We start from the raw sequence: 21,444 nt of genomic DNA, 5'->3' as shown, positions 1-21,444 counted from the left end.
GGGATCCCCCTCCCCGGCCGGCCTGAACACCGCAAGCGTATTGCGGCTCGGTAGATGTACGAGTCTGGGGTTCACGGCGACCGTTGCCATTAGCGGGAAAGATCAGCTCTTATTCAACACGTCCACCCCATCATCGTGTGCATTGGGAATGTAAGTCAGTTGCTTCTCATTTCTAAAAATCTCGACTTGAATGGTCGTGAGGGTCGCGCATTCGCTAGCAGGATTAGCCACAGGTGTGGCATCGAAGAAGGCCCAGGCGCCATCGTTCCTAGTCATCTTCAAATGGTATGAGCAGGGTACGGTGTCGGTGCCTCGAGTGAAGGTGGTGTGAAATTTGCCAAGCTGATCCCCTGCGTATCCTGGGCTGAGTCGGAGAGAAACATCGGCAGGAGACGAGAGGCCGAGCCCTGTGGTTGTCCATGTCCCAACATACTTGTCGGGCAGCGGAGTTCCATGCTGATCGCGATTGAGATAGGCGAGAACCCCGGAGATTGAGCCGATTAGGAGGGCTGCGGCAACTCCCCATGTCTTCAGTTGGGAAGCGGTCGTCTTCGTAGGGACTTTCGGTGAAGCTGTCGCTGGCTTAGGGGATGTCGACTTTTCCGTTGGTGTATATCCGGAGCCTTTCGAGTGTATCGCCGGATTAGTCGACTTGTGTTTAGGTGGTGGGCTGCTTGGGTCCGCGAGTAGTGCGCTCTTAGCTTGAGCTGAGATCGCGGATGGGGCGGGTCGATCGTTCGGGGCCTTATTTAGGCAGTTCTGGATTAGCTTCCGCAGGTCGCTTGGAATTCCGTCCAAATTGGGCGCTTCGTCGGCGATTCGGCGGGCGATGGCGAGGATGCTGGGAGCCTCGAACGGGCTGCGACCGGTGGCTGCGAAGGTCAACACAGCGCCCAAAGAGAAGATATCGCTGGCTGGGCTGGCCTGCTCGCCATGGACCTGCTCTGGGGCCATGTAAGCGTAGGTGCCGACGACAACTCCGGTAGTTGTCAAGGTGCTGGCATCATGCGCTTGTGCGATGCCAAAGTCGATGATGCGAGGGCCGTCCTCGGCCAGTATGACGTTGCCGGGCTTCAAGTCGCGGTGGGCCAACCGACATGCATGGATGGCGGCCAAGCCTTCGGCTAGACCGGAGGCCAGAGTGAGCACCCCAGTTGGATCGAGGGGACCCCTCTGAGCTACGCGGTCCTGTAGGGAAGGGCCGGGGATGTACTCCGTGGCCAGCCATGGCGCCGCTGCCTCGGGATCAGCGTCGACAACTGAGGCGGTATGGAGCCCGCCGACCCGGCGGGCTGCGCTCACTTCGCGTGCGAAACGCCGGCGGAAGCTGGGGTTGCGGGCGAACTCCGGGCGGATCACCTTGACGGCGGCCAGGTCTCCGTCCGAGGTGGCAGCGAGAAATACCTGCCCCATTCCTCCCGCGCCGAGCCTGTGGCTTGTGCGGTAAGGCCCTATTTGTTCGGGATCTCCGGCCAGTAGAGGGTCCATGCGCGTGGCCGATCGTCAGAAGGATGAGCCGCAGGAGCTGTGCAGTTGTTGCAGGTGGCATTCTCGCAATCAGCTCACCGGAAAGTGAAGGGTTGATCGCCAGTGGCTGGTCGCGGCCCCGCCCCCAAAGATCCCGCGCGTCGTGCTCGCCGCAACGCTGATCCTGCCCCTCAGGCCATCCTGCGTATCGAGCAAGCTACGCCACCCGAGCTGCCCAACTGGCCAGGCAGTGAGGGGGATTGGCCGGACCGGACGAGGGAGTGGTGGGCGATGTGGCGTGCGTCGCCGCAGGCCGAGCACTTCTCCTCCACCGACTGGGATTTCCTCCTCGACACCGCCCTCATCCACGCCCGGCTGTGGAACGGCGAAGCCTCCGCGGCAGCCGAACTACGACTACGGGTAGCGAAGTTCGGTGCCACCCCGGAGGACCGCTCGCGGCTGCGGATGCAGTTCGCGCAGGCCGACGAAGCCGATGCCCAACGGCCGGCCCGGGAGACGCCAGCCCGCGACCGCTACGCCGCGCTGCGCGTGATCAAGCCAACGACGACGGACACCGCCGAGACGTGATCCGCGGAGGGGGTGGTCGCTCGTGCCCTGGCGCGGTCCGAACTACCCGGGCGAACAGCCGACCCTGGGCTGGCAGGTGCTGGACTGGATGGCCGAGTACCTGGTCGTCCCGGACGGTCCCGCCGCCGGTGGGCCGCTGCTGCTGACGGATGAGCAGGCGCTGTTCGTGCTCCAGCTCTACGCCCTCCGCCCTGACTTCGAGGGCCCCGCGATCCGCGGGCGCACGTTGACCAATGGGCGCCGTATCCGGAGGGGGGTCTTGTCCCGGCCGAAAGGCTGGGGCAAGTTACGTCCCCGCTCCTGGCCGCGCTGTGCCTTGCGGAGGCGCTTGGCCCTGTAGTCCCGGACGGCTGGGACGCCGACGGTGAACCGGTGGGTCGGGAGTGGACCTCCCTGGGGTTCAAGGCGAAGGTCCAGATCGTTGCCGTGTCCGAGGACCAGACGGCAAACACCTGGGAGCCGTTGTTGGAGATGGCCAGGAACGGTGGGGTACACGATGCGTATGCCATCGAGCCGATGGAGAGCTTCGTCAACGTCCCCGACGGCCGCATCGAGTACGTCACGTCCGCGGCTTCCTCGCGCGAAGGCTTCCGCCCTGTCTTCGCGGTACTGGACCAGACGGAGTCGTGGCTTCCCAACAACGGCGGCCGCAAGCTGGCCGCCACGATCCGCCGGAACCTCACCAAGGTGAACGGCGCCAGTGTCGAGACCCCCAACGCCTTCGTGCCCGGCGAGGACTCGGTTGCGGAGCGGTCGTTTGAGGCGTGGAAGAAGCAGATCGAGGGCAAGACGAAGGCCGACGATGGGCTGCTCTTCGACCACCGCGAAGCGCCGGCGGAGACCGATCCGGGCGACGAGGCATCGCTCCTGGCCGGACTCGCGCACGCCTACGGCGGCAGCGCCGATGTGAACGGCGGCTGGGTGAACCTGCGCCGGGTCCTGATGGACTTCTGGGACCCCGACACCGACCCGCAAGATGCTCGCCGCTACTTCCTGAACCAAGTCACCCACGCGACCGACAGCTGGCTCTCCCAGCCCGAATGGTCCGGCTGCGCCGCGCCGGACAAGACCGTCAGGGATGGCGACCGCATTGTGCTGGGCTTCGACGGATCGCGCCGGCGCCGCAAGGGTGTGACGGACGCTACGGCTCTCATGGCATGCCGGGTCGAAGACGGTCACCTCTTCCCGATCCAGGTCTGGGAGCAGCCCGACGGCCCGGCCGGGGACACCTGGGAGGTACCGGTCGCCGAAGTACTGGCCGCGGTCGATGACACCTTCCGACGCTTCGACGTGGTCGGCTTCTACGCCGACCCCGCCAAGTGGGAGGGACACGTCGCGACTTGGGAGGCCAAGTACGGCGCCAAGCTCCCGGTGAAGTCCACGCGCCAGCACCCCGTCGAATGGTGGATGACCGGTGGCCGGTCGGGGCTGATCGTCCGCGCGCTGGAGAAGTTCCATGCCGCGGTCGTGGACCGAGAGCTCACCCACAGCGGCTCGTCTGTTCTGACCCGGCATGTGCTCAACGCCCGGCGGCGGCCCTCGACCTCCGGTCTTCAAATCGCCAAGGAACACCCCGACTCGCCGCGGAAGATCGACGCCGCGGTCGCCTCTGTCCTGGCCTGGCAATGCCGTCTCGACGCCGTTGCCACCGGGGCCCGAAACCGCTCCCGCAAGGTCACCATCTTGCGCTGACCACAGAAACGGGGGTGATCGCATGTCCGCCGCCCCCGCTGAGCGGCTCACCACTGACGAGGAAGGCACCCTCAATCGCCTCTACCAGCGGCTCCTCAATGCCCGCACCGCGTCGCTGCACGACGGTGGCCTGGACGTGCTTGGCCGTTACTACGACGCCGACCGGTACATGCGCTCCATCGGCCTGAACGTCCCGCCCGGGTATGAGGATCTGCGCACGGTGATCGCGTGGCCTGCGCAGGCCGCGGACACGATCGAGGAGCGTCTCGATGTGGAGGGGATCCGCACCTCGGCGAGCGGTGCGCCCTCGGAGGTGCTGTGGAACATCTGGCAGGCCAGCGGGCTGGACGAGGAATCCCAGCTCGCCCACGCGGACGCCCTGATCTATGGGCGGTCCTACGTGGTGGTCGGCACCGACCACGGCGGCGCGCCGGTGATCACGGTGGAGTCGCCTTTGTGGATGGCGCACGAGCGTGATCCGCTGACCCGCCAGGTGCGGGCGGCGGCGCGTTTCGTGCAGGATCCGCGCGAGGTGGACCTGCCGCAGTATGCGCGCAGCACCACCACGGTTGCCGCCTCGCTGTTCCTGCCGGGGCAGACCGTGCAGGTGGTCCGCGACAGCGGCGGCGAGGCCGGCGGCTGGGTGGTCGTTGATCGCGACGTTCATGGGATGCCGCAGATTCCGGTGGTGCCGCTGGTCAACCGACCGCGGGTGTCTGATCGCGCCGGCCGCAGCGAGATGCTCCGGGTGATCCCGGTGGCCGATGCCTGCTGCCGGGCGATCACCAACATGCAGATCGCCACGGAGTTCCAGGCGGTGCCGCAGCGCTACATTCTCGGCGCGAGCCGGGAAGACTTCGAGGACGCTGATGGGAACCAGATTCCCGCCTGGGAGGCGTACCTGGGCCGGGTGTGGGCGCTGGCCAACGATCAGGCGAAGGCTGGGCAGTTCCCGGCCGCCGAGCTGCACAACTTCGCCGAGGCGATCACCACCTACGGCAAGATCGCCGCATCGTTGCAGGGTGTCCCGCTGTCTTACTTCGCCGTCGGCGCGGACAACCCCTCCTCCGCGGACGCGATCCGTGCGGAAGAGGCGCGGCTGGTCAAGGCGTGCGAGCGTCGGCAACGCGCGTTCGGCGGGCCGTGGGAGCAGGTGATGCGCCTGGCGATCTGGATCGCCGAAGGCGGCACCCTTCCCCAGGGCGTGGAAAACCTGGCGATGGTGTGGCGGGATCCAGCGACTCCGACGATGGCCGCGAAGGCGGACTACGTCTCCAAAATGATCTCAACCGGGGTGTTCCCGCCCGCCTACGGGCCCGAGGCCCTCGGCCTGCCGGTGAGCGAGCAGGAGCGCATCGCGGAGCTGTGGCGGCAAGCGGATCCCGCCTCCCGCCTGGCCGCATCGCTCGACCGCGCCAGCCGCGCCCCAACGCAGCCACCAGCGAACGCGGACGAGGGGGTGGCGCATGGCACCGGTCAGCAGCCCCCGGCAACTGGCTGACGCACACCGCCGCGCCCAGGTCGCACTGGCCTCCCGCGCCGCCGGCCGGGTCATGAGTGACTGGCAACGCATGATCCAGCCCCGGCGGATCGAGGAGACCGCGCCGCAGTGGATGGACGCGTCCCTGGGTGTCATCACCGCCTCCCGGGCCCGGTCGCGGGACCTGGCCGCCTCCTATCTGCGGCTTCACCGCGCGCTGAACACGGACACGACGCTTCCGCCCTACGCCTCCGCCCCCGTGGCGGAGGTGACCACCCTTGGCAGGCTGCGCCGCGACTTTGCCAGCCGGGCGCAGATCCACCTGCCCTCGGCCGGGGACGATGGCCGGGCCGTGGTCATCGAGGACGACTACGCCTGGCCCGACGAAGACCAGGAGGCCTTCGCTGCCGCGGCTCGCACCTCCCTTGCCGTCACCGGCCCAGTGCATGCCCGGCGGCGCCTGGCCGATGCCGAAGGGGCGGCGGGCCGCGGGCGGTTGGACGACACCGACTTCCTAGCCGAACTCGACACCGTGATGCGCGACGCCGGCGCATCGGCGGCCGCCGCGGCCGACCGTGAAGTCCTCCGCGGGGGCCGTGATCTCCTCCACCGCGCCTCGTCGGCCGACCCGCGGGTGGTCGGCTGGGTGCGGGTGACCAGCGCGGACCCGTGCGCCTGGTGCGCGATGCTCGCCAGCCGCGGGGCCGTGTATCGGTCCCGGGATGCCGCCCAGCTCAAGGGGCACGCCGGCCGCAACGTGCCGCCGGTCGATCCCGAAGACCTGGAGAAGTACCACAACCAGTGCCACTGCCAGGTCGTGCCCATCTACTTGCGCACCGCCTGGATATCCGAACAGGGGCGCGCCTTCCGGGAGTTGTGGGACGAGGCCACCGACGGCCACACCGGGCGGGACGCGATCAACGCCTATCGGCGCGTCATCGATGCGCGCCGCCGCCGTGCCCGATCCCGCGGCGCGTTGCCCGCACAGGCGGACGGACCCCTTTTCACCAACCATCCACCGCGCCGCGACCAAGGGAGCGGAACATGACTGACGCGCAGGAAACACCGGCCACCCCGGAGACCCCACCGCCCGACGAAACCGCCCATGCCGAACCGCCGGAGCCGGCCCCGGGCAACGATGAAGCGACGCTCCCGGATTGGGTACGCAGTGAGCTTTCCCGCGCCCGGGACGAGGCGGCACGGCGCCGCATCGAACTCCGCGAGCTCAAAGACCAGCTGGCAGGGATGGCCGACCCCGACGAGGCCAAGGCCGCCATTCAGCTCGCCCACGACCGCCTCGCGGAGACCGAGCAGCAGCTGACCCGCGAGCGGCTGGGCCGCAAGTACCACCTCCCCGAGGCCCTCGTTGCCCGCATCCAGGGGGAGGACGAGGAAGCGATGGAGCAGGACGCCAAGGCGCTCGCAGAGCTGGCCCCGGCCGCCGGCCGTCCGCCCCGCCCCGACCGCCTCCAGGGCGGCGGCGATCCCGCGCCGCTGTCCCCGGCGGACAGGTTCGCCCAGATCATCCAGACCCGGCTGCGCTGACGCGCGCCCCAACCTTTGCAAAGTGAGGGCCAGTTATGGCTGCACCCCCGGTAAAGCTTTCCGCCATCGAGCAGATTCTCCTGCCGCCGGAGATCACGACCCCGATTTTCGACCGGGCGGTGGAGGAGTCCGCGGTCATGAGTCTGGCCCGCAAGGTGCCGCTGTCCATGACCGCGCAGACCGCCATCCCCGTCCCGATGGATCTGCCGGTCGCCGGCTGGGTCGATGAGGGCGGCCCCAAGCCCACCGGCACCGCGGGCATGGGTGTCAAGACCATGCAGGGGAAGAAGGTCGCCTGCCTGGTGCCGGTCTCCCAGGAGGTCGCCAACAGCAATGCGGCCGGCCTCTACACGCAGATCCAGCAGGACCTTCCCAAGGCCCTCGCCCGTGCCTTCGACCTGGCCGCGATCCACGGCAAGACGCCCACCGGCGGCGTCGGCCCGTTCGCAGACTTCCTTACCGCGACCCCCTACACCGTCCAGCTCGGCACCGCGCCGCAGAACAAGGGCGGCATCTGGGCCGACCTGGTCGCCGGTATGAAGTTGGTGGTGGACGGGGACGACGACCCGGATCACCCGTCCGAGGGGTACGACGTGACTGGCTGGGCCGGCGACCCGCGACTGCGCCCGGAGCTGCTGCTGGCCACCGACGTCAACGGCCGCCCCATCTTCGTGGACACCACCACCCCCGGCGTCGGCGCGGTCGGGTCCGGCTCCCTGGTGGGCCTGCCGCTCTCCTACAGCCGAGGCATCTCCGGGAAGGTCATCCGGCAGAGCGGCGCCCGCGACACCGGGCTGCGCCTGATCGCCGGGGACTTCGGCCAGTGCGCGTACGGCGTCGGTATGGACATCACCCTCAAGATCTCCACCGAAGCCGGCTACGTGGACACCGACGGTGTCTGGCACTCCGCGTTCCAGGAGAACCTCGTCCTGCTCCTGGCCGAGGCGTACTTCGGATTCGTCGTCGGCAACCCGAAGGCGTTCGTCACCCTGACCGGCAAGGGCGGCGGTAGCTGATGGCCGATCCCCGCCCGCTGAAGATCACGGCCCGGGTGCACGCCTACCCGCCCGCCCACAACGCGGGCGGGGAATGGATGCTTCACTCCATGCTCCGCGTCCTGGTCGAGCGCGGCCACGAGGTGACGGTGTGGCTGTCCCGGTACGGGCCGATCCCACACCGCTACGACCTCGACGGCGTGCAGGTCATCCCGTTCCAGGCCCGCATCGACTTCGCCGCCCACGCCCGCAAATCCGATGTGCTGCTCTCCCATCTGGAGAACGTGCCGCCGGTCGCCTCGCTGGCCCGCGAGTACCGGGTTCCGATGGTCGCCGTCTGCCACAACACCCACGCGCCCACGTTCCGGCACGCCGCCGGCGTCGATCTCGCCGTCTACAACTCGCACTGGATGGAAACCGAGGCCGAGGTGTTCTACGGCGAGATCGCCGACCACGCCCGCCCGAAGGCGACCGCGATCGTGCGGCCCCCGGTGTTCGCGGAGGAGTACCGCACCACGCCGGGGGAGTGCGTCACCCTGGTCAACCTCAACGCCGAGAAGGGCGGGGACCTGTTCTGGCGGATCGCCGCCCGCATGCCCGAGACCAAGTTCCTCGGCGTGCTCGGTGCCTACGGGGACCAGGTCCGCCCACCTCAGCCGCTTCCCAATCTGGAGATCATCGAGCAGGTTCCCGGGCACCAGATGCGCGACCGCGTCTATGCCCGGTCCTGCCTGGTCCTGATGCCCAGCTCGTATGAGTCCTGGGGTCGGGTCGGAGTGGAGGCACTGGCCTCCGGCATCCCCGTGGTCGCCCACCCCACACCGGGGCTGGCTGAGTCCCTCGGCCATGCGGGCATCTTCGCCGACCGGGACGACCTCGATGCCTGGCTGTCGGTCTTGTCCACCGTGTTGGAGCCGGACGCATGGGCGCAGGCGTCCGCCCGTGCGCTGGAACGGTCCGCCGAACTGGACCCGGCGGCCGACCTCAAGGTCTGGGCCGAGGCCGTCGAAGCCCTGGGAGAGCGGAGGCGCGGCGGTGACGGCGACCGTTGAGCAGGTCAAGGCGCTATTGCCCGAAGGCACCGACCTCAGCGACGAGCAGATTCAGGCTCTGATCACGCAGGCCGAGACGTACCTGCGCGGCCGGGTCCGGGACCTGGACCGGCGCATCGCCTGCGGGCAGGTGACCGCGGCCACGGTGGACTTCATCGAGGCGTCCATGGTCGCTCGCGTTGCCCGCAACCCCGACGGCTACCGCGCCGAGGGGGATGGCGACTACTCGTACCAGTTCGACTCCCGCGCCGCGGCCGGCTTCCTGACCCTGCTGCCCGACGAGCTCACCATGCTCGGGATCAACAAAGGTGCCTTCACCATCGCCCCCACCAACCCCCGGCGCCGCTGCCGGCGCCATCGCGGGCCGTGTGATTGCCCGGTCGAGCCGCCGTGGCCGGGGTGGTGGTGCGAGTGAGCCTGCTCGACCGCGGGCCTGAGGAGGTCGTCATCTATCCGGCTGGACCGGTGCTGCCGGACGGTACCCGCGGTCCCGAGGGGGCGCCGGTCACTGTGCGCTGCCGCGTCCAGCCGGTGACCTCCACCGACTACCCCGAAAGCGGCTACCTCGTCACCACCACCTACCGGGTCATCGCCCGCGCCCTGCCCGCGGGCCCGTGGTCCCGGGTGGTGTGGCGCGGCCAGACCTGGACCGTTGTCGGGGAACCGGCCCGCCACCGTGGCTCGCCCCGCACCCGGCACGACACCGCGATCATCCGCAGGAGGTGACCCCATGGCCCGCGTCAGTCCCTCACTTGATGCCCAAATCGCGCACCTTGCCGCCGTCCGCGCAGTGGTACGTGCCGAACTGGAAGCCCGAGCCGCCCGCGTGCAAGCCGTGGTCGATAGCCACGTCCGCACAGGCCGCCTCCGTGCTTCACTGCGCGTGGAGACGAACGCCACCGACGCCACCGTCTCCATCGCTCATCCGGAGATCCTGGCGATCAACTATGGCCACACCGCGGCCAACGGCCGCTTCGTTGAGGGGATCCACGCCATCGAGGCGGGCCAGGCATGACACCCGTTCTCCCCGACATTGACGAGCTGGTGCGGGCCGCGCTTACCGCCGAGCTCCCGCAGGCGAAGGTGTTCACGCTGTGGCCGGATGACTGGGCGGAGCACCTGCCGCTGGTGGTGGCGCGCCGGGTGGCCGGCGCCGCACCGGATCCCCGTGGCCTGGACGCTGCCCTCATCGATGTGCAGGCTGCGGCCGGCGACCGGCGCGCCGCCCACTACCTGGCGCGGCAGGCCCGCGCGGTCCTCTTCGACGCCTGCGCCGCCCAGTTCTCCTACACCGACGCTGGAGGCTACCTCTCCCACTTTCAGGGCGAGACCTCAGGACCGGCCGAGATCCGTGACAGCCATCCCACCCCCGGTACCGACCTCTTCCGGTTCCAAGCCACCTACAGACTCACCGCTCGGCCCGCATCTTGAGCCAACTCTTGTGCACTGCGAAACTCGCGTGCACCGCAGGACCTGTTCATTGATCCTGAAGGTTTGAGCCAAGCGAAGGAGGGCGATGGACGTCGCCGAGGGACACGAGAGCGATGAGGACACCGACAGCGAACTGGAGGACACTTACCCCATATTTGCGGCGTCAGATTACTACCCCGATGCCCAGATAATAGAGTTCCTGATCTTCCAGCAACGACTGGCTGCCCTTGCTTGGATGCGACGCCAGATGAATGGAAGTATCGACTCGGAATTGGCGGAGCTCCGGGAGATTCGGCATTCCGGCGAACACAGAGTTTCGGGCTGGGAGACTGAAAGCGACCAAGTGCTCAACGAGTCGCTGCATCTGTTGGACCGTGACGCTAGGGGTATCAGTTCTGGTGTAATCCTCGTGGCTGCCGTGGCTGCACTGGAATCGCTCATGAACCAGTTGCTGGACCAGCCAAACGATGAACGTCTGCGCCGGGCTGGCCTGACGAGGAAGGCAGAGACCCTTGCCGAACGTTGGATCGGTGAGGACAAGGCCGATGTCTTCAACGAGCACCTCAAGTGGCTTCGTGATCGCCGCAACTCTTTCGCCCACAGGCTCCTTGATGATGTGGACCCCTACTGGGAGGCGGATGGCCCCCAGTGGACACTCGACGACGAAGTTGCCGACGAAGCTCTGTATAGGGCCGGATCCATTGCGATCATGTTGGAGCAAGCGAAATTGGAGAAGAGCTAGCGTCAAGTAATTCAGGCTTCTCCTGACTCCCGCAACTCCACAGAGAACCTCGTTTATGGCCACTTGATGAAAGTGGCCATTACTTATTTCTGTCAAGGAGGTTGATTTCACCATGCCCCTCATCGACGAAGCCGCCATCATCCCGGGCTCCGGCTTCATCCACCTCGCCGATCCCGACACGCCCAAGCCCACCGCCATCACCGACCCGCGCAACCCGGGCCCCGGTTGGAACAACATCGGCCACACGTCACTGGACGACTTGCCGGAGTTCGGCCGGGACGGCGACAAGCCCGAAACCGTCGGCACGTGGCAGAACGCCAAGCTGCGCCAGACCAGCCCCGACGTGACGTACTCCGTCACGTTCAACTCCGTGCAGGCCACCGCCGACACCTACCGGCTCTACTTCGGCGCCGGCCACGAAGCAGTGCAACCCGACGGATCCTTCCGCATCCCCGCCCGACCCGAACCGCAGGTCGGCGCCCTGCTGTTCATCGTCATAGACGGTGCGCACATGGTGCCGCTGTGGCACCCGCGCACCTCGCTGCTCGGATCCGACGCGGTGAAGATGGACGCGACCAAGTTCTGGTCCTTCCCCATCGTCGCCACCTTCCTCGGGTCCTCCACCATCGGCGGCGCCATCGGCGAATGGGCCGCGGTCGCCAGCTCCGGCCCCCATTCCTGACGTCGCCCCACACCCCTCCCAAGGAGAACCGCCGTTATGGCCGAACCCCTCTCGATAGCAGCACTGCGCGCCGAAGCCCAGACGACGTACGAGGCCGTGCCCCTGCTCCTGGACTCCGGCGCCGTGGTCGGGCTGCGGTCGATGCTCATGCTCGCCAAGGACGACTACACCGCCGTCGAGCAGCTACTCAGCGAGATCACCGCGGCCGGCGCGGAGAACCGGCTCGCCGCCGTCATCGACGCCATGCGCCGGCTCCTGCTCACGGTCGCCGACGACTCCGCAGTTCTTGAACCCGAACTCGCCTCCTGGGAGCCGGGCCTGGTGATGAACCTGATCGAGCGCTGGCAGAGCGGCACCCAGGCCCCGGAAGCCTCCAGCTCGGCCAACTGATCGCCCAAGGACACGGCGCCGCACTACGCGCCGACCTCCAACACCACTACGGCCTGGACCTGGCCGACATGTGGCGCGGCCGGCTCGCGCCGCGCCGTGTCCTCGATCTGGTCGAGCACCTCCCCTCCGGATCCGCCCTCGCCACCGCTCTCGGCGGCGATCCCGCCGAACGCGGCTGGGACCTCCACGCACACCTGCTGGCCCACGCCATCGACGCTGCCCACCACACCGCCTGGGCCGTCGCCCAAGCGCACAGCCAGAAAGCAGTCCCACCGCCGAAACCGATCCCCCGCCCAGGGAGCCGGCCGCGGTCTGCCGACCCGCTGGACCTGTCCCAGCACCCGTTGGCGCAACCGCTTCCCGAGCGCTTCCGCAGCGCACCGTCCTGAACCGTTAAGGAGGTGACGCGGCCATGGCGGGATCCCCCGGCGGACGCGAAGTTGACCGCCTCGCAATCCGCGTCCTGCCCGACACCTCAGGGTTTGCCACCTCCCTCCAGCGCTACCTCGACCGGATCGAGCAGCGCGCCAAGGTAGGCGTACAGATCAACCCAGATGCCACTGGCTTCACCGAGCAGCTCCGGACGCGGCTGGACCGCATCCGAGCACAACTGAAGGTGAAGGTCGTCCCGGACACCAGCCGGTTCGCTGCCGATGTGCAGGCCGCGGCGGCTGGTGTCGATGCGCGCGTGAGCGTGCCCGTCGCTCCGGACGTTTCCGGCTTCGCCGAGCGATTGCAGGAAGTCGTCGTCCCAGACATCGGCCAGTTCCTTGCCGACGTGCGGGCCGCCGTAGCGGGTGTCGATGCGCGTGTGAGCGTGCCTGCCACCCCGGATCTATCCGGCTTCGGCACGCAGTTGCAGGCGCGATTGGATCGCTTCCGCGTGCAGATGAAAGTGAAGGTGGCCCCGGACACCGCTGGATTTGCCGCAGGTGTGCGGGCCGCGACGGCGGGTGTCAAGGCAGAGGTCAACGTGCCGGTCACGCCCGATACCGAGGGGTTCGGCGAGCGTCTTCGTGCAGCCATTGACCGGGTGCGGGCGCGCGTCAAAGTGCCTGTGTTTCCCGACATGGGCACGTTCAAGGACCGCCTGCGGGCGGAGCTGAGCAAACCGATCTACGCACGGGCCAAGGTGCCCGTGGTGCCGTCGCTGACCGGGTTCGCCTCCCGGGTGCGGGGCGAGCTACGCGGGATGGGCCCGCTTCCAGTTCGGGTGCAGCCGACGGCGAACGCCGCCGCCATCGCCCGACTGCGGGCCGAACTCGCACACCTTGCCCCACCGATCCTCGTCCCCGTCCGCACCGAGGGGGACCGCCGTTCCATCGCCAACACCTCCTCGGCGCTGAGCCGGCTGCGCAGCATCGCCACGGGCCTCGGGGGCATCGCGGGGACGTTCGGGAAGATCTCGGCCGCCATCGGCGCCGCCGTACCGGTGGCTGCCGGGCTGACGGCCGCGCTCCAGGCCATGGCACCCGCTGCGGCCCTCGCGGCGACGGGGATCGTCGGCATGGTCTCGGCGGCCGCGGCCCTGAAGATCGGCACGCAGGGCGTCGGCGACGCCCTCAAGGACGCATTCGACCCGGCCAAGGCGGACAAGTTCCAGCAGGCGCTGACCAAGCTGTCGCCGAGCGCCCGCTCGTTCGTGCTGGCGCTACGAGGCATGCAGCCAGAGTTCACGGCGCTACGCACTGCCGTCCAACAGCGCCTCTTCGACGGCCTGGCTGCCCAGATCACTGCGGCCGGCACCGTGGCGTTGCCGGTGTTCCGCCGCGGCCTTGTCGATACCGCCGGCGCACTGAATCAGATGGGCACGGGCGTGGTGGCGGCCGTACGTCAGTTGGCTGCCAACGGCCAATTGGGGCAGGCCCTGGCGGGCGCCTCGAAGGGGTTGGGCAACCTTTCCCGGGTCCCGGGGCAGTTCGTCACGGCGCTGACGCAGATCGCGGTAGCCGCGGCACCCGCCTTCGACCGGGTGACCAAGGCGGCAGGTGGTGCCGCTACCCGTATCGCCGCGCAGCTCAGCAAGGGTCTGGCGTCCGGCCAGCTGACGGCATTCATCGACCAAGCCATCGGCCTGATAGGCCAGTTGGCGAAGGTGGCCGGAAACGTCGTCGGCATCATCGGGAATATCTTCAGCGCCGCACAAGTCTCGGGCGGCGGGTTCATGGCGACATTGCAGAGCATCACCGGCGCCATGCGCACGGCTTTTGCGAGTCCGGAGGTGCAGGGCGGCCTCAAGGCGCTCTTCGCCACGATGGCGCAGCTCGGCAAGACCGCCGCGCCGCTGCTGGGGCAGGCACTGCGTGTCGTCGGGCAGGTCTTGGCGCAGCTCGGACCGCCGGCGCAGACGCTGATCAAGGCGCTGGGCGCCGCGCTCCAGCCGGTGCTGCGCGCCCTGGGGCCGGTCCTTGCGTCGCTGGCCGGCGCCGTGGGGCAGCTGGTGGTGGCGTTCTCGCCGCTGCTCGTGGCCGTGGGGAAGATCGCGGCGGCACTGCTGCCCGCACTCCAGCCGATCTTCGGCGCCCTTGCCCGCGTCTTTGCCGCGCTGGCGCCGGTCATCACCCAACTGGCCAACGGCATTGGATCGTTCCTGGCCCCGGCCCTGTCGGGCCTGGCGACCATCATCGCCAAGCTCGTCAAAGGCTACGCCGACCAGCTCGTCGTGATCTTCAACTCGCTCGCGCCGATCATGCCGCAGCTCGCGTCAGCGATGGGCACGGTCGGGGTAGCCCTCGGCCAGCTCTTCACGGCCCTGGCGCCCCTGTTGCCTCAGCTCACCCAGCTCGGGACCCAGCTCGCCGCCAAGCTCCTCCCCGCGCTGGTCCCGCTGATCCCGCCGATCGCCAACCTGTCCGCCGCACTGATCAGCATGGGCATCGGCGCCATCACGCAGTACGCGATCCCGGCGCTTCAGAAGCTGATCACGTTCATCACTGGCCTGGGACGGTTCCTGGCACCCGCCATCGCCGCCGTCCAGTCGGTCGTCAAGGGCATCTCCAGCCTCTTCGAGTGGCTGTACGACCACTTGGTCGGCCACAGCGTGATCCCCGACATGGTGCGCGACATCGTGTCCTGGCTCGCCGGCCTGCCCGGCAAAGCCCTGTCGGCCATCGCCGCCCTGCCCGGCTATCTCGCCGGCAAGGCACAGGAAGCAGCCTCGGGATTCCTCGCATCCGTGCGGGAGGGCATCGGCCAGGCCATCAACTGGCTGGCCGGAGTCCCGTCCATGGCCCTAAGCGCCCTGGGCAACGTCGGCTCCCTGCTGTGGAACGCCGGTGCGAGCTTGATCCAGGGCTTCATCGGCGGCATCCGCTCCATGATCGGGTCCGTTCGGTCCCTCCTCGGCGACATCACCGACGGCCTCACCTCCTGGAAGGGGCCGCCGGCCCGGGACGCCCGCATCCTGCGGCCGGCCGGACGGCTGGTGTTGACCGGCTTCATGGACGGGATTCACGCCTCCGTCCCCGCCCTACGCGCCCAACTGCGCGGGGTCACAGACGAGGTGGCCGCCTACCAGCCCGTATTCGCCCCGCAGGTCACGCCAGCCCACGGCGGCGCCGCGGCGATGACTGGTGGCCCGGCGGGCGGGCCATTGGTCTCCATCGACACCTTCGTCGCGCACGAGAACCAGAGCCCGGCGGGTATCGCCCGCGAACTCGCGTGGCTGGCCAAGGGGAGGGGGTGACCCGGCATGCGCGCAGGACCCGCAGAGGTCCAAGTCAGCGCGGACGGGCAGATCCAGTTCGGCTCGTTCCTCATGGGGGAGGGCACGCACATTCACGGCCGGCAACTCACCGGCTGGGACGACCTGCCCTCCCTCGACAACGCCTCCGTCGCCATGCCCTCCTCGCACGGCGCGTGGGCCGGCCAGCTACTGGCCGGCCCACGCGTCCTGGCCTTCGACTTCCTCATCGACGACGGCCGCGGCACAACCGGGCTCCCAGGCGTGCTCGACGCACTGCGCCGCGCCACCACCCTCCGGCAAGACGAGGACCCACTTGTCGTCCAGCTTGCCGGCGCCCGCCGCCTGATGTGGGGGCGCGTCACCCGCCGCGCCCTGCCAGCCGACCGCAAATACACCTGGGGCAACCCCAGCGGCTCGATCGAATGGACCTGCTCAGACCCCCGCCGGTACGAGGTGGTCGAGCAGGTTGCCCGTATCGGACTGCCCATACCCGAGCCCGGTCTCGACTGGTACGCCGCCGACCCGCCGCCAGGTCTGGAATGGGACCTGGACTGGGGCGGCAACGCCACACCAGGCACCGCCGCCATCGACAACGCCGGGGACGCTGACGCTTACCCCGTCTTGGTCATCACCGGCCCGGTCCGCCGGCCCGCGATCACCAACCAGGCCACGGGTGCCGTCCTCGAATACGACATCACCCTCGCCGACACCGACCGGCTCGTCATCGACACCCGCGAGGGCACCGTCACCCTCAACGACACCACCCCACGCCTCTACACCGCCACCTACCGCAGCACCCCCGAGCGCGCCTTCACCCTGTCGCCCGGCACCTCGCTACTGGCCTTCCGAGCCCATGAGTTCACCCGCACCGGAGCCCTCACCGTGCTCTGGCGCTCCGCGTGGTGGTGACCCGCAACCCCACTCCCGACCGTTCGTAAGAAGGGGCCCTCGCATGACCGTGCGCGCGGCATGGCTGACCACCCGCGGGGATGCCGCGGGCGGACAGACCCGCAACGACTCCCGCCTCACCCCCATCACCGCCATGACCCCCGCCGGCACACTCACCACGCAGCCCGGCGTGATCCCCGGCGGCAACCCCTTCGCCCTCGCCGCCACCGGAGCCATGACCGCGACGCTCGGCACCGGCCGCGCCCTCATCCAGGGCAACGAGATCCAAGGGGCCTACCCCGTCTCCGTCACCGCCCCCGAGACCTTGACCTTCATCGACGGCGACCCGGCCAACCCCCGCATCGACCTGGTGGTGCTGCGCATCTACGACGCCGCCCACGACAACACCGGCCAAGTCCGCGCCGCCGCCGAGATCATCCCCGGCACACCGTCCGCCGCCCCCACCCCGCCGCCGCTGCCGGCCGGGGCTCTGGGCCTGTACCGGGTGGCGGTCCCGGCGAAGACCTCGGCCGGTACCGGCGGCATCGACTTCCCCACCGCCACCACCGACGTCCGCCGCTACACCGCCGCGGTCGGTGGCATCGTCCCGCAGCCGGACGCGGCCGGCGCGTACCGGGGCCAGTACCGCGACGACGGCACCGCGCCCCAGCGTTTCGACGGCACCGCCTGGCGCCCGGTCGTCGAACGCCACTACGCCCAGGTCGTCAAAGGCGACCACTACAACCTCCCCGCCAACACCTACGTGTCCGTGATGTGGGACGGGGTCCGCGCCGCCTCCGAGCCGGCCGTGTGGACGACGGCCCGCCCCTCACGCCTGACCGCCCCGGTCCCCGGCCTCTACCAGATCACCGCCCAGCACACCTGGCCCGAAGGAGCCCGCGACGCCCGAGTACGGATCATCCGCAACGGCGGCGACTCCGAATGGCAGCTCACCTACACCGCGGCCTCTGGCGGCGCGCAAGGCCACGGCGGCAGCATCGGTGCCTACCTGGGCGCCGGCGACTACATCGAGATGCAGCTCTACACCGCCACCCGGATCACCGACGTGCCCGGCTACTACACCAACTTGTCGATGTTCTGGATCGGTGCATGACCGCTTACCGCGCCCTGTTCTGCGACCTGCGCACCGACCAAGTCCGCGACACCTTCCCCATCTCGGGAGTGTCCATGGAGGACTACATCGGCAAGACCGGCACCCTGTCCGGCACCCTCACCGCACCCGACCGCGCCACCGCCGACCGGATCCGCGCCGCCGTCATCCCCGGCCGCACCGCCGTCTGGATCGAACGCGATGGCGTGATCTGGTGGGGCGGCATCGTATGGACCGCCTCCCTCAGCTCAACCGGCCGCGGAACACCGGCGAAGGCCGATATCCAAGCAGCCACCTTCGACAGCTACCTCGACCACCGGCTGCTCACCACAGACTTCACCGCCACCGACGAAGACCAGTTCACCATCGCGCGCCGCCTGATCAGCTTCGCGCAGTCCACAGACGGCGGCGACATCGGCATCCGCCTCGGCCAGGGCGCCTCAGGGGGGAAGCGGACCCGGACGTACAGCCACTACGACCTGCCCAAGATCCGCGAACTCCTCGACAAACTCGCCGCCGTCCAAGGCGGCTTCGAATGGCGCATCCGCTGCTACCGCGACGACGCCGGCGAACGGATCAAGGAACTTCAACTCGGCCACCCCCGCATCACCACCAGCCGCGGCCCGGCCGACGTCATCCTCGACTACCCCGGCGCCGTGACCGCCTACACCTTCCCCTACGACGCCACCACCGCCGCCACCCACTGGCAATCCCGCGGCGCCACCAGCACGGGCAGCAACCGGCCGCTCATGTCCACCCCGCTCCAAGTCACCGGCGCCATCAAAGCCGGCTGGCCCCACCTCGACGGCACCAGCGACTACCCCAGCGTCACCACCAAGGCCGTCCTCGACGACCACGCCGCCGCTGACCTCACCGAAGCCGCAACCCGCGCGGTCATCCCGGAGATCACAGTCGCCCTCGAAGCCGCCCACCTCACCCCCGCCATCCTCGGCGCCACCATCCGCCTCCGCATCGCCGACGTGTGGTCCCCGGCCGGCTTCGCCGGCCGCTACCGCGTCGTCGGCATCACCGTCCGCGCCGCCGAACGCGGGCAGGCCGAGACCGCCTCCCTTCTCCTCGATGCCGCCAACCGCGGCACCCGCCTCAACTCCACCAGAGAGGGCTGAGCCCCTATGGCAGTGATCCCCCCGGACCTCCTCGACCGCCTCCGCCGCCTCGAAGAGGACGTCCGCGAACTCCGCGGCCGACTACCAGCCCGCCCCGAGGACGCTCCCGCCCCACAAGGCACCACCCCCGACAACCAGCTGTAGACACACCAGGAAGGAACGACCATGGCCACACCCCTCTCCGCCGATGCCCTCGTCACGGCACTTCGCAACGAAGGCGTGACCGTCGTCGAACACGACGGCTGGCGCAGCCACAACCGAGCGGGACACGGTGCGTGGGGGCCCGTCCACGGCGTGATCATCCACCACACCGTGACCAGCGGCACCAGCGCCTCCGTCTCCATGTGCTGGAGCGGATACGACGAACTGCCCGGCCCCCTGTGCCAGGGCGTCATCGACAAGACCGGCACCGTCCACCTCATCGGCAACGGCCGCGCCAACCACGCCGGCACCGGCGATGGCGACGTCCTGGACGCCGTCATCGCCGAGAACTACGGCGACGCCCCACCCAGCCCGAACGAGAACGACACCGACGGCAACGCGAGGTTTTACGGCTTCGAGTGCATCAACCTCGGCGACGGCGAAGACCCCTGGCCGGCCGAACAGCTCGACGCCATCGAACGCGTCTCGGCAGCCATCTGCCGTGCCCACGGCTGGACCGCGAAGTCCGTGATCGGTCACAAGGAGTGGACCGACACCAAGACAGACCCCAGCTTCGGCATGCCGGACCTGCGCGACCGCATCGCCGACAGGCTCGGCAGCAAGCCGAGCGGCGGTGGTACCGATGCCCAGCCGGCGGTAAGCCTCGCCCACGTCATCGCCGCCGCCCGCACGGACGCTCCGGCCGCCCAGGGGCACACCACCTACAAGGCCGAGGTGCTACGCGTCGAGCAGGCCCTTGCCGCCGAGGGCCTGCTCGCATCCACCTGGGTCGATGGCTCGTACGGCACCAAGACGGCCACCGCATACGCCGCCTGGCAACGCCGCTGCGGCTACACCGGCCGCGATGCCGACGGCATCCCCGGCCGCAACTCCCTCACCGCCCTCGGCAAGCGCCACGGCTTCACCGCCACCGACTGAACAGGAGACCCCCACATGGCCACACTCTTCACCACGTCGTTTTGGGCCAACGCTGCCGAACGCGCCGTGAAAACCTTCGCCCAGACCCTCCTCGCCGCCCTGGGACTCGACACCGCCGACCTGCTTTCCCTTCCGTGGACCCACGCTCTGGCCCTCGCAGGTGTCGCGACGGTCCTCTCCGTCATCACCTCGATCGCCACGGCAGGCACAGGCAAGCCTGGGCCGGGCATCACCGAATCGGTAACCCCGGGTGGAGCCGACGGTACCGGCTGACGCACGGCCACTACTACCGCGATTGCCGACTGGCCCCGTTGAAGACAACGAATCCCCCGCGCTCCGGCTCTGTGCCGGAGTGCGGGGGCGCTTTCGCTGTTTGAGGAGCGCAGCCCGTCACCGATGCCCGGACTGGCGTTGGCGAAGGGCCATTGGGGGTCCAAGGGCTACAGGAGGCCGTCGATCAAGCCTTGCCGGAACGCGTTCCATTCCTCGGCTGTGTAGCGGAGAGCTTCCTTCTCCGGCGTCTTGGAGTCCCGCACGGCGATGCCGCCTCCAGGGAGATCAGTGATCTCCACGCAGTGCTCCCCGCCGTTGCTGGACGGAGACTTACGCCAACTGGCTTCACTGAGGTCGATCGCGTACAGCTCATCTTTGCGGTTGGTCGTGCTCACTTGAGGGTCCTCTCCTCCATGATCTGCTTGATTGTCTCGTGGGAGTCCTCGGGCGGAAGGGCAGCGGCGACCACACGATCGAAGGCGTCCTCGAAGACCTTGACGTCGTCGGTTCCCTCTACGAAGTATCCGCCGCGGAGGTTCTCCAGATCGACCACCGTTGGCCATGGGTGTGGGAATCGAACCACTTGGAAGAGGCCGAGCATCCCCGGGTGGGGCGTGGCGACCAGTGGCATGACCTGGATGGTGATGTTGGGCAGGCTGGTCATGTCGAGCAGGTGTCGGAGCTGCTCACGCATGAGGGCGGGCTGTGATGCAAACCGTTGGTGCAACGCCGACTCATGGATTACGGCCCACAGCTTCAGAGGCCCGCCGGGCTTGGTGAGTATGGCCTGCCGCATTTTGCGGACCTCGGCGAGGGCGATTACTTCTTCCGGCGTACGAGTGATCGCTGTTGCGGCGATGATCTCACGTGCGTATGCGCCGGTCTGCAAAAGGCCGGGGATGAGGCTCGGCGTATAGATGTGGATGCTCTCAGTGGGCGGTTCGCGAGTTGATGTCCGTTTCGAAGTGAGGCTTGGGGCAGGGGTGCTGGCCACGGTGCGGGCTACTGCTGCCGGGCAAAGCAGCCGGTGTCGGCTTCGGTGAGGATGCCGAGTTTGACCAGGCGCTTCAGCTTGGCCCGGGTGCCTTCGATGTTCTTCGGCAGCAGTGCGTGGTCGAGGGCCTGGCAGACGTCCTTGGCCCGCAGGGGGCCGGTCGACTCGTTGAAGGCGGCGAGGATGCGCGGGTAGTCCGGGTGCTCGGGCAGCTCCGGCGCG

The 21,444-nt window shown here is 68.7% G+C and carries 25 protein-coding genes and 1 pseudogene; 21 read left to right on the top strand and 5 right to left on the bottom strand.

Translation table 11 applies throughout. From position 1 onward, the window contains the following. Window positions 1-102: 102 nt before the first annotated feature. Window positions 103-1,488 carry a serine/threonine-protein kinase gene (locus tag B073_RS44730; RefSeq protein WP_078508265.1) on the bottom strand — a complete coding sequence of 462 codons (1,386 nt, stop codon included), beginning with the start codon at window positions 1,486-1,488 and terminating at the stop codon, window positions 103-105. A gap of 270 nt (window positions 1,489-1,758) precedes the next feature. Between B073_RS44730 and B073_RS48375 the strand changes: the two genes are divergently transcribed. The 14 genes from B073_RS48375 to B073_RS0131490 all read left to right on the top strand — a co-directional run bounded on the left by B073_RS48375 (window position 1,759) and on the right by B073_RS0131490 (window position 12,064). Further along, complete coding sequence (locus B073_RS48375) at window positions 1,759-2,055, top strand: hypothetical protein (RefSeq protein WP_018542078.1); 297 nt, start codon at window positions 1,759-1,761, stop codon at window positions 2,053-2,055. A 372-nt stretch (window positions 2,056-2,427) separates the two neighbouring features. Further along, a complete protein-coding gene (locus B073_RS41785; protein WP_234025218.1) occupies window positions 2,428-3,747 on the top strand; it encodes a terminase in 1,320 nt (439 codons plus the stop codon). Between the two features lie 22 nt (window positions 3,748-3,769). Continuing rightward, the gene (locus B073_RS41780; RefSeq protein ID WP_018542077.1) at window positions 3,770-5,248 is read left to right on the top strand and encodes a phage portal protein; all 1,479 of its coding nucleotides are present in this window, start codon (window positions 3,770-3,772) and stop codon (window positions 5,246-5,248) included. Further along, window positions 5,214-6,275: a hypothetical protein gene (locus B073_RS41775; protein WP_018542076.1), complete on the top strand. Its 1,062-nt coding sequence runs from the start codon at window positions 5,214-5,216 to the stop codon at window positions 6,273-6,275. The genes B073_RS41780 and B073_RS41775 overlap by 35 nt, the downstream gene beginning before the upstream one ends. After that, window positions 6,272-6,772 carry a hypothetical protein gene (locus B073_RS41770; RefSeq protein ID WP_018542075.1) on the top strand — a complete coding sequence of 167 codons (501 nt, stop codon included), beginning with the start codon at window positions 6,272-6,274 and terminating at the stop codon, window positions 6,770-6,772. Before B073_RS41775 ends, B073_RS41770 begins: the two co-directional genes overlap by 4 nt. A gap of 35 nt (window positions 6,773-6,807) precedes the next feature. After that, the gene (locus B073_RS0131535) at window positions 6,808-7,788 is read left to right on the top strand and encodes a phage major capsid protein (protein ID WP_018542074.1); all 981 of its coding nucleotides are present in this window, start codon (window positions 6,808-6,810) and stop codon (window positions 7,786-7,788) included. Beyond that, complete coding sequence (locus B073_RS0131530; RefSeq protein WP_018542073.1) at window positions 7,788-8,819, top strand: glycosyltransferase family 4 protein; 1,032 nt, start codon at window positions 7,788-7,790, stop codon at window positions 8,817-8,819. The genes B073_RS0131535 and B073_RS0131530 overlap by 1 nt, the downstream gene beginning before the upstream one ends. Then, window positions 8,803-9,234 carry a Gp19/Gp15/Gp42 family protein gene (locus B073_RS41765; RefSeq protein WP_018542072.1) on the top strand — a complete coding sequence of 144 codons (432 nt, stop codon included), beginning with the start codon at window positions 8,803-8,805 and terminating at the stop codon, window positions 9,232-9,234. Before B073_RS0131530 ends, B073_RS41765 begins: the two co-directional genes overlap by 17 nt. Then, a complete protein-coding gene (locus tag B073_RS0131515) occupies window positions 9,231-9,545 on the top strand; it encodes a hypothetical protein (protein WP_018542071.1) in 315 nt (104 codons plus the stop codon). The genes B073_RS41765 and B073_RS0131515 overlap by 4 nt, the downstream gene beginning before the upstream one ends. A 4-nt stretch (window positions 9,546-9,549) precedes the next feature. Beyond that, a complete protein-coding gene (locus B073_RS0131510) occupies window positions 9,550-9,834 on the top strand; it encodes a DUF5403 family protein (protein WP_026247905.1) in 285 nt (94 codons plus the stop codon). Next, complete coding sequence (locus B073_RS0131505) at window positions 9,831-10,250, top strand: hypothetical protein (protein ID WP_018542068.1); 420 nt, start codon at window positions 9,831-9,833, stop codon at window positions 10,248-10,250. The genes B073_RS0131510 and B073_RS0131505 overlap by 4 nt, the downstream gene beginning before the upstream one ends. Window positions 10,251-10,335: 85 nt before the next feature. After that, window positions 10,336-10,992 carry a hypothetical protein gene (locus tag B073_RS43040; RefSeq protein ID WP_018542067.1) on the top strand — a complete coding sequence of 219 codons (657 nt, stop codon included), beginning with the start codon at window positions 10,336-10,338 and terminating at the stop codon, window positions 10,990-10,992. Window positions 10,993-11,104: 112 nt separating this feature from the next. After that, window positions 11,105-11,674 carry a hypothetical protein gene (locus tag B073_RS0131495; RefSeq protein ID WP_018542066.1) on the top strand — a complete coding sequence of 190 codons (570 nt, stop codon included), beginning with the start codon at window positions 11,105-11,107 and terminating at the stop codon, window positions 11,672-11,674. A 36-nt stretch (window positions 11,675-11,710) separates the two neighbouring features. Further along, window positions 11,711-12,064 (top strand): phage tail assembly protein, encoded by a 354-nt coding sequence (locus B073_RS0131490; protein ID WP_018542065.1) that lies wholly within the window; start codon window positions 11,711-11,713, stop codon window positions 12,062-12,064. 23 nt (window positions 12,065-12,087) lie between these two features. Here B073_RS0131490 and B073_RS41755 read toward each other — a convergent pair whose 3' ends face one another. Further along, window positions 12,088-12,288, bottom strand: a complete 201-nt coding sequence (locus B073_RS41755; protein ID WP_158690270.1) for a hypothetical protein — start codon at window positions 12,286-12,288, stop codon at window positions 12,088-12,090. A gap of 188 nt (window positions 12,289-12,476) precedes the next feature. Here B073_RS41755 and B073_RS43035 point away from each other — a divergent pair, with 188 nt between their 5' ends. Genes B073_RS43035 through B073_RS0131455 form a run of 7 tightly spaced genes read left to right on the top strand, consistent with a single transcriptional unit; the run spans window position 12,477 to window position 20,228 of the window. Then, entirely contained in the window at window positions 12,477-15,749 is a 3,273-nt protein-coding gene (locus B073_RS43035) for a phage tail protein (protein ID WP_018542063.1), read from the top strand. 6 nt (window positions 15,750-15,755) lie between these two features. Then, a complete protein-coding gene (locus B073_RS0131475; RefSeq protein WP_018542062.1) occupies window positions 15,756-16,658 on the top strand; it encodes a phage distal tail protein in 903 nt (300 codons plus the stop codon). Window positions 16,659-16,701: 43 nt separating this feature from the next. After that, window positions 16,702-17,751: a hypothetical protein gene (locus B073_RS0131470; RefSeq protein WP_018542061.1), complete on the top strand. Its 1,050-nt coding sequence runs from the start codon at window positions 16,702-16,704 to the stop codon at window positions 17,749-17,751. After that, a complete protein-coding gene (locus B073_RS0131465) occupies window positions 17,748-18,875 on the top strand; it encodes a hypothetical protein (RefSeq protein WP_018542060.1) in 1,128 nt (375 codons plus the stop codon). Before B073_RS0131470 ends, B073_RS0131465 begins: the two co-directional genes overlap by 4 nt. A gap of 6 nt (window positions 18,876-18,881) precedes the next feature. Beyond that, window positions 18,882-19,019: a hypothetical protein gene (locus B073_RS46825; protein WP_158690269.1), complete on the top strand. Its 138-nt coding sequence runs from the start codon at window positions 18,882-18,884 to the stop codon at window positions 19,017-19,019. 21 nt (window positions 19,020-19,040) lie between these two features. Beyond that, window positions 19,041-19,955 carry an N-acetylmuramoyl-L-alanine amidase gene (locus B073_RS0131460; RefSeq protein WP_018542059.1) on the top strand — a complete coding sequence of 305 codons (915 nt, stop codon included), beginning with the start codon at window positions 19,041-19,043 and terminating at the stop codon, window positions 19,953-19,955. 15 nt (window positions 19,956-19,970) lie between these two features. After that, window positions 19,971-20,228 (top strand): holin, encoded by a 258-nt coding sequence (locus tag B073_RS0131455; protein ID WP_018542058.1) that lies wholly within the window; start codon window positions 19,971-19,973, stop codon window positions 20,226-20,228. 167 nt (window positions 20,229-20,395) lie between these two features. On the opposite strand, the gene B073_RS0131450 is transcribed toward B073_RS0131455, so the two are convergent. From B073_RS0131450 to B073_RS0131440, 3 genes and pseudogenes are all read right to left on the bottom strand, one after another. Beyond that, window positions 20,396-20,623: a DUF397 domain-containing protein gene (locus tag B073_RS0131450; protein WP_018542057.1), complete on the bottom strand. Its 228-nt coding sequence runs from the start codon at window positions 20,621-20,623 to the stop codon at window positions 20,396-20,398. After that, window positions 20,620-21,222, bottom strand: coding sequence for a DUF5753 domain-containing protein (locus B073_RS41745; RefSeq protein WP_234025217.1), 603 nt, complete (start codon window positions 21,220-21,222; stop codon window positions 20,620-20,622). Before B073_RS41745 ends, B073_RS0131450 begins: the two co-directional genes overlap by 4 nt. 8 nt (window positions 21,223-21,230) lie before the next feature. Further along, window positions 21,231-21,444 (bottom strand): annotated as a pseudogene (locus tag B073_RS0131440) (hypothetical protein); the annotation flags it as partial.

It is taken from the genome of Streptomyces sp. MspMP-M5, assembly GCF_000373585.1.
Lineage (GTDB): Bacteria > Actinomycetota > Actinomycetes > Streptomycetales > Streptomycetaceae > Streptomyces.
This window is presented reverse-complemented; position numbering and strand designations above follow the sequence as displayed.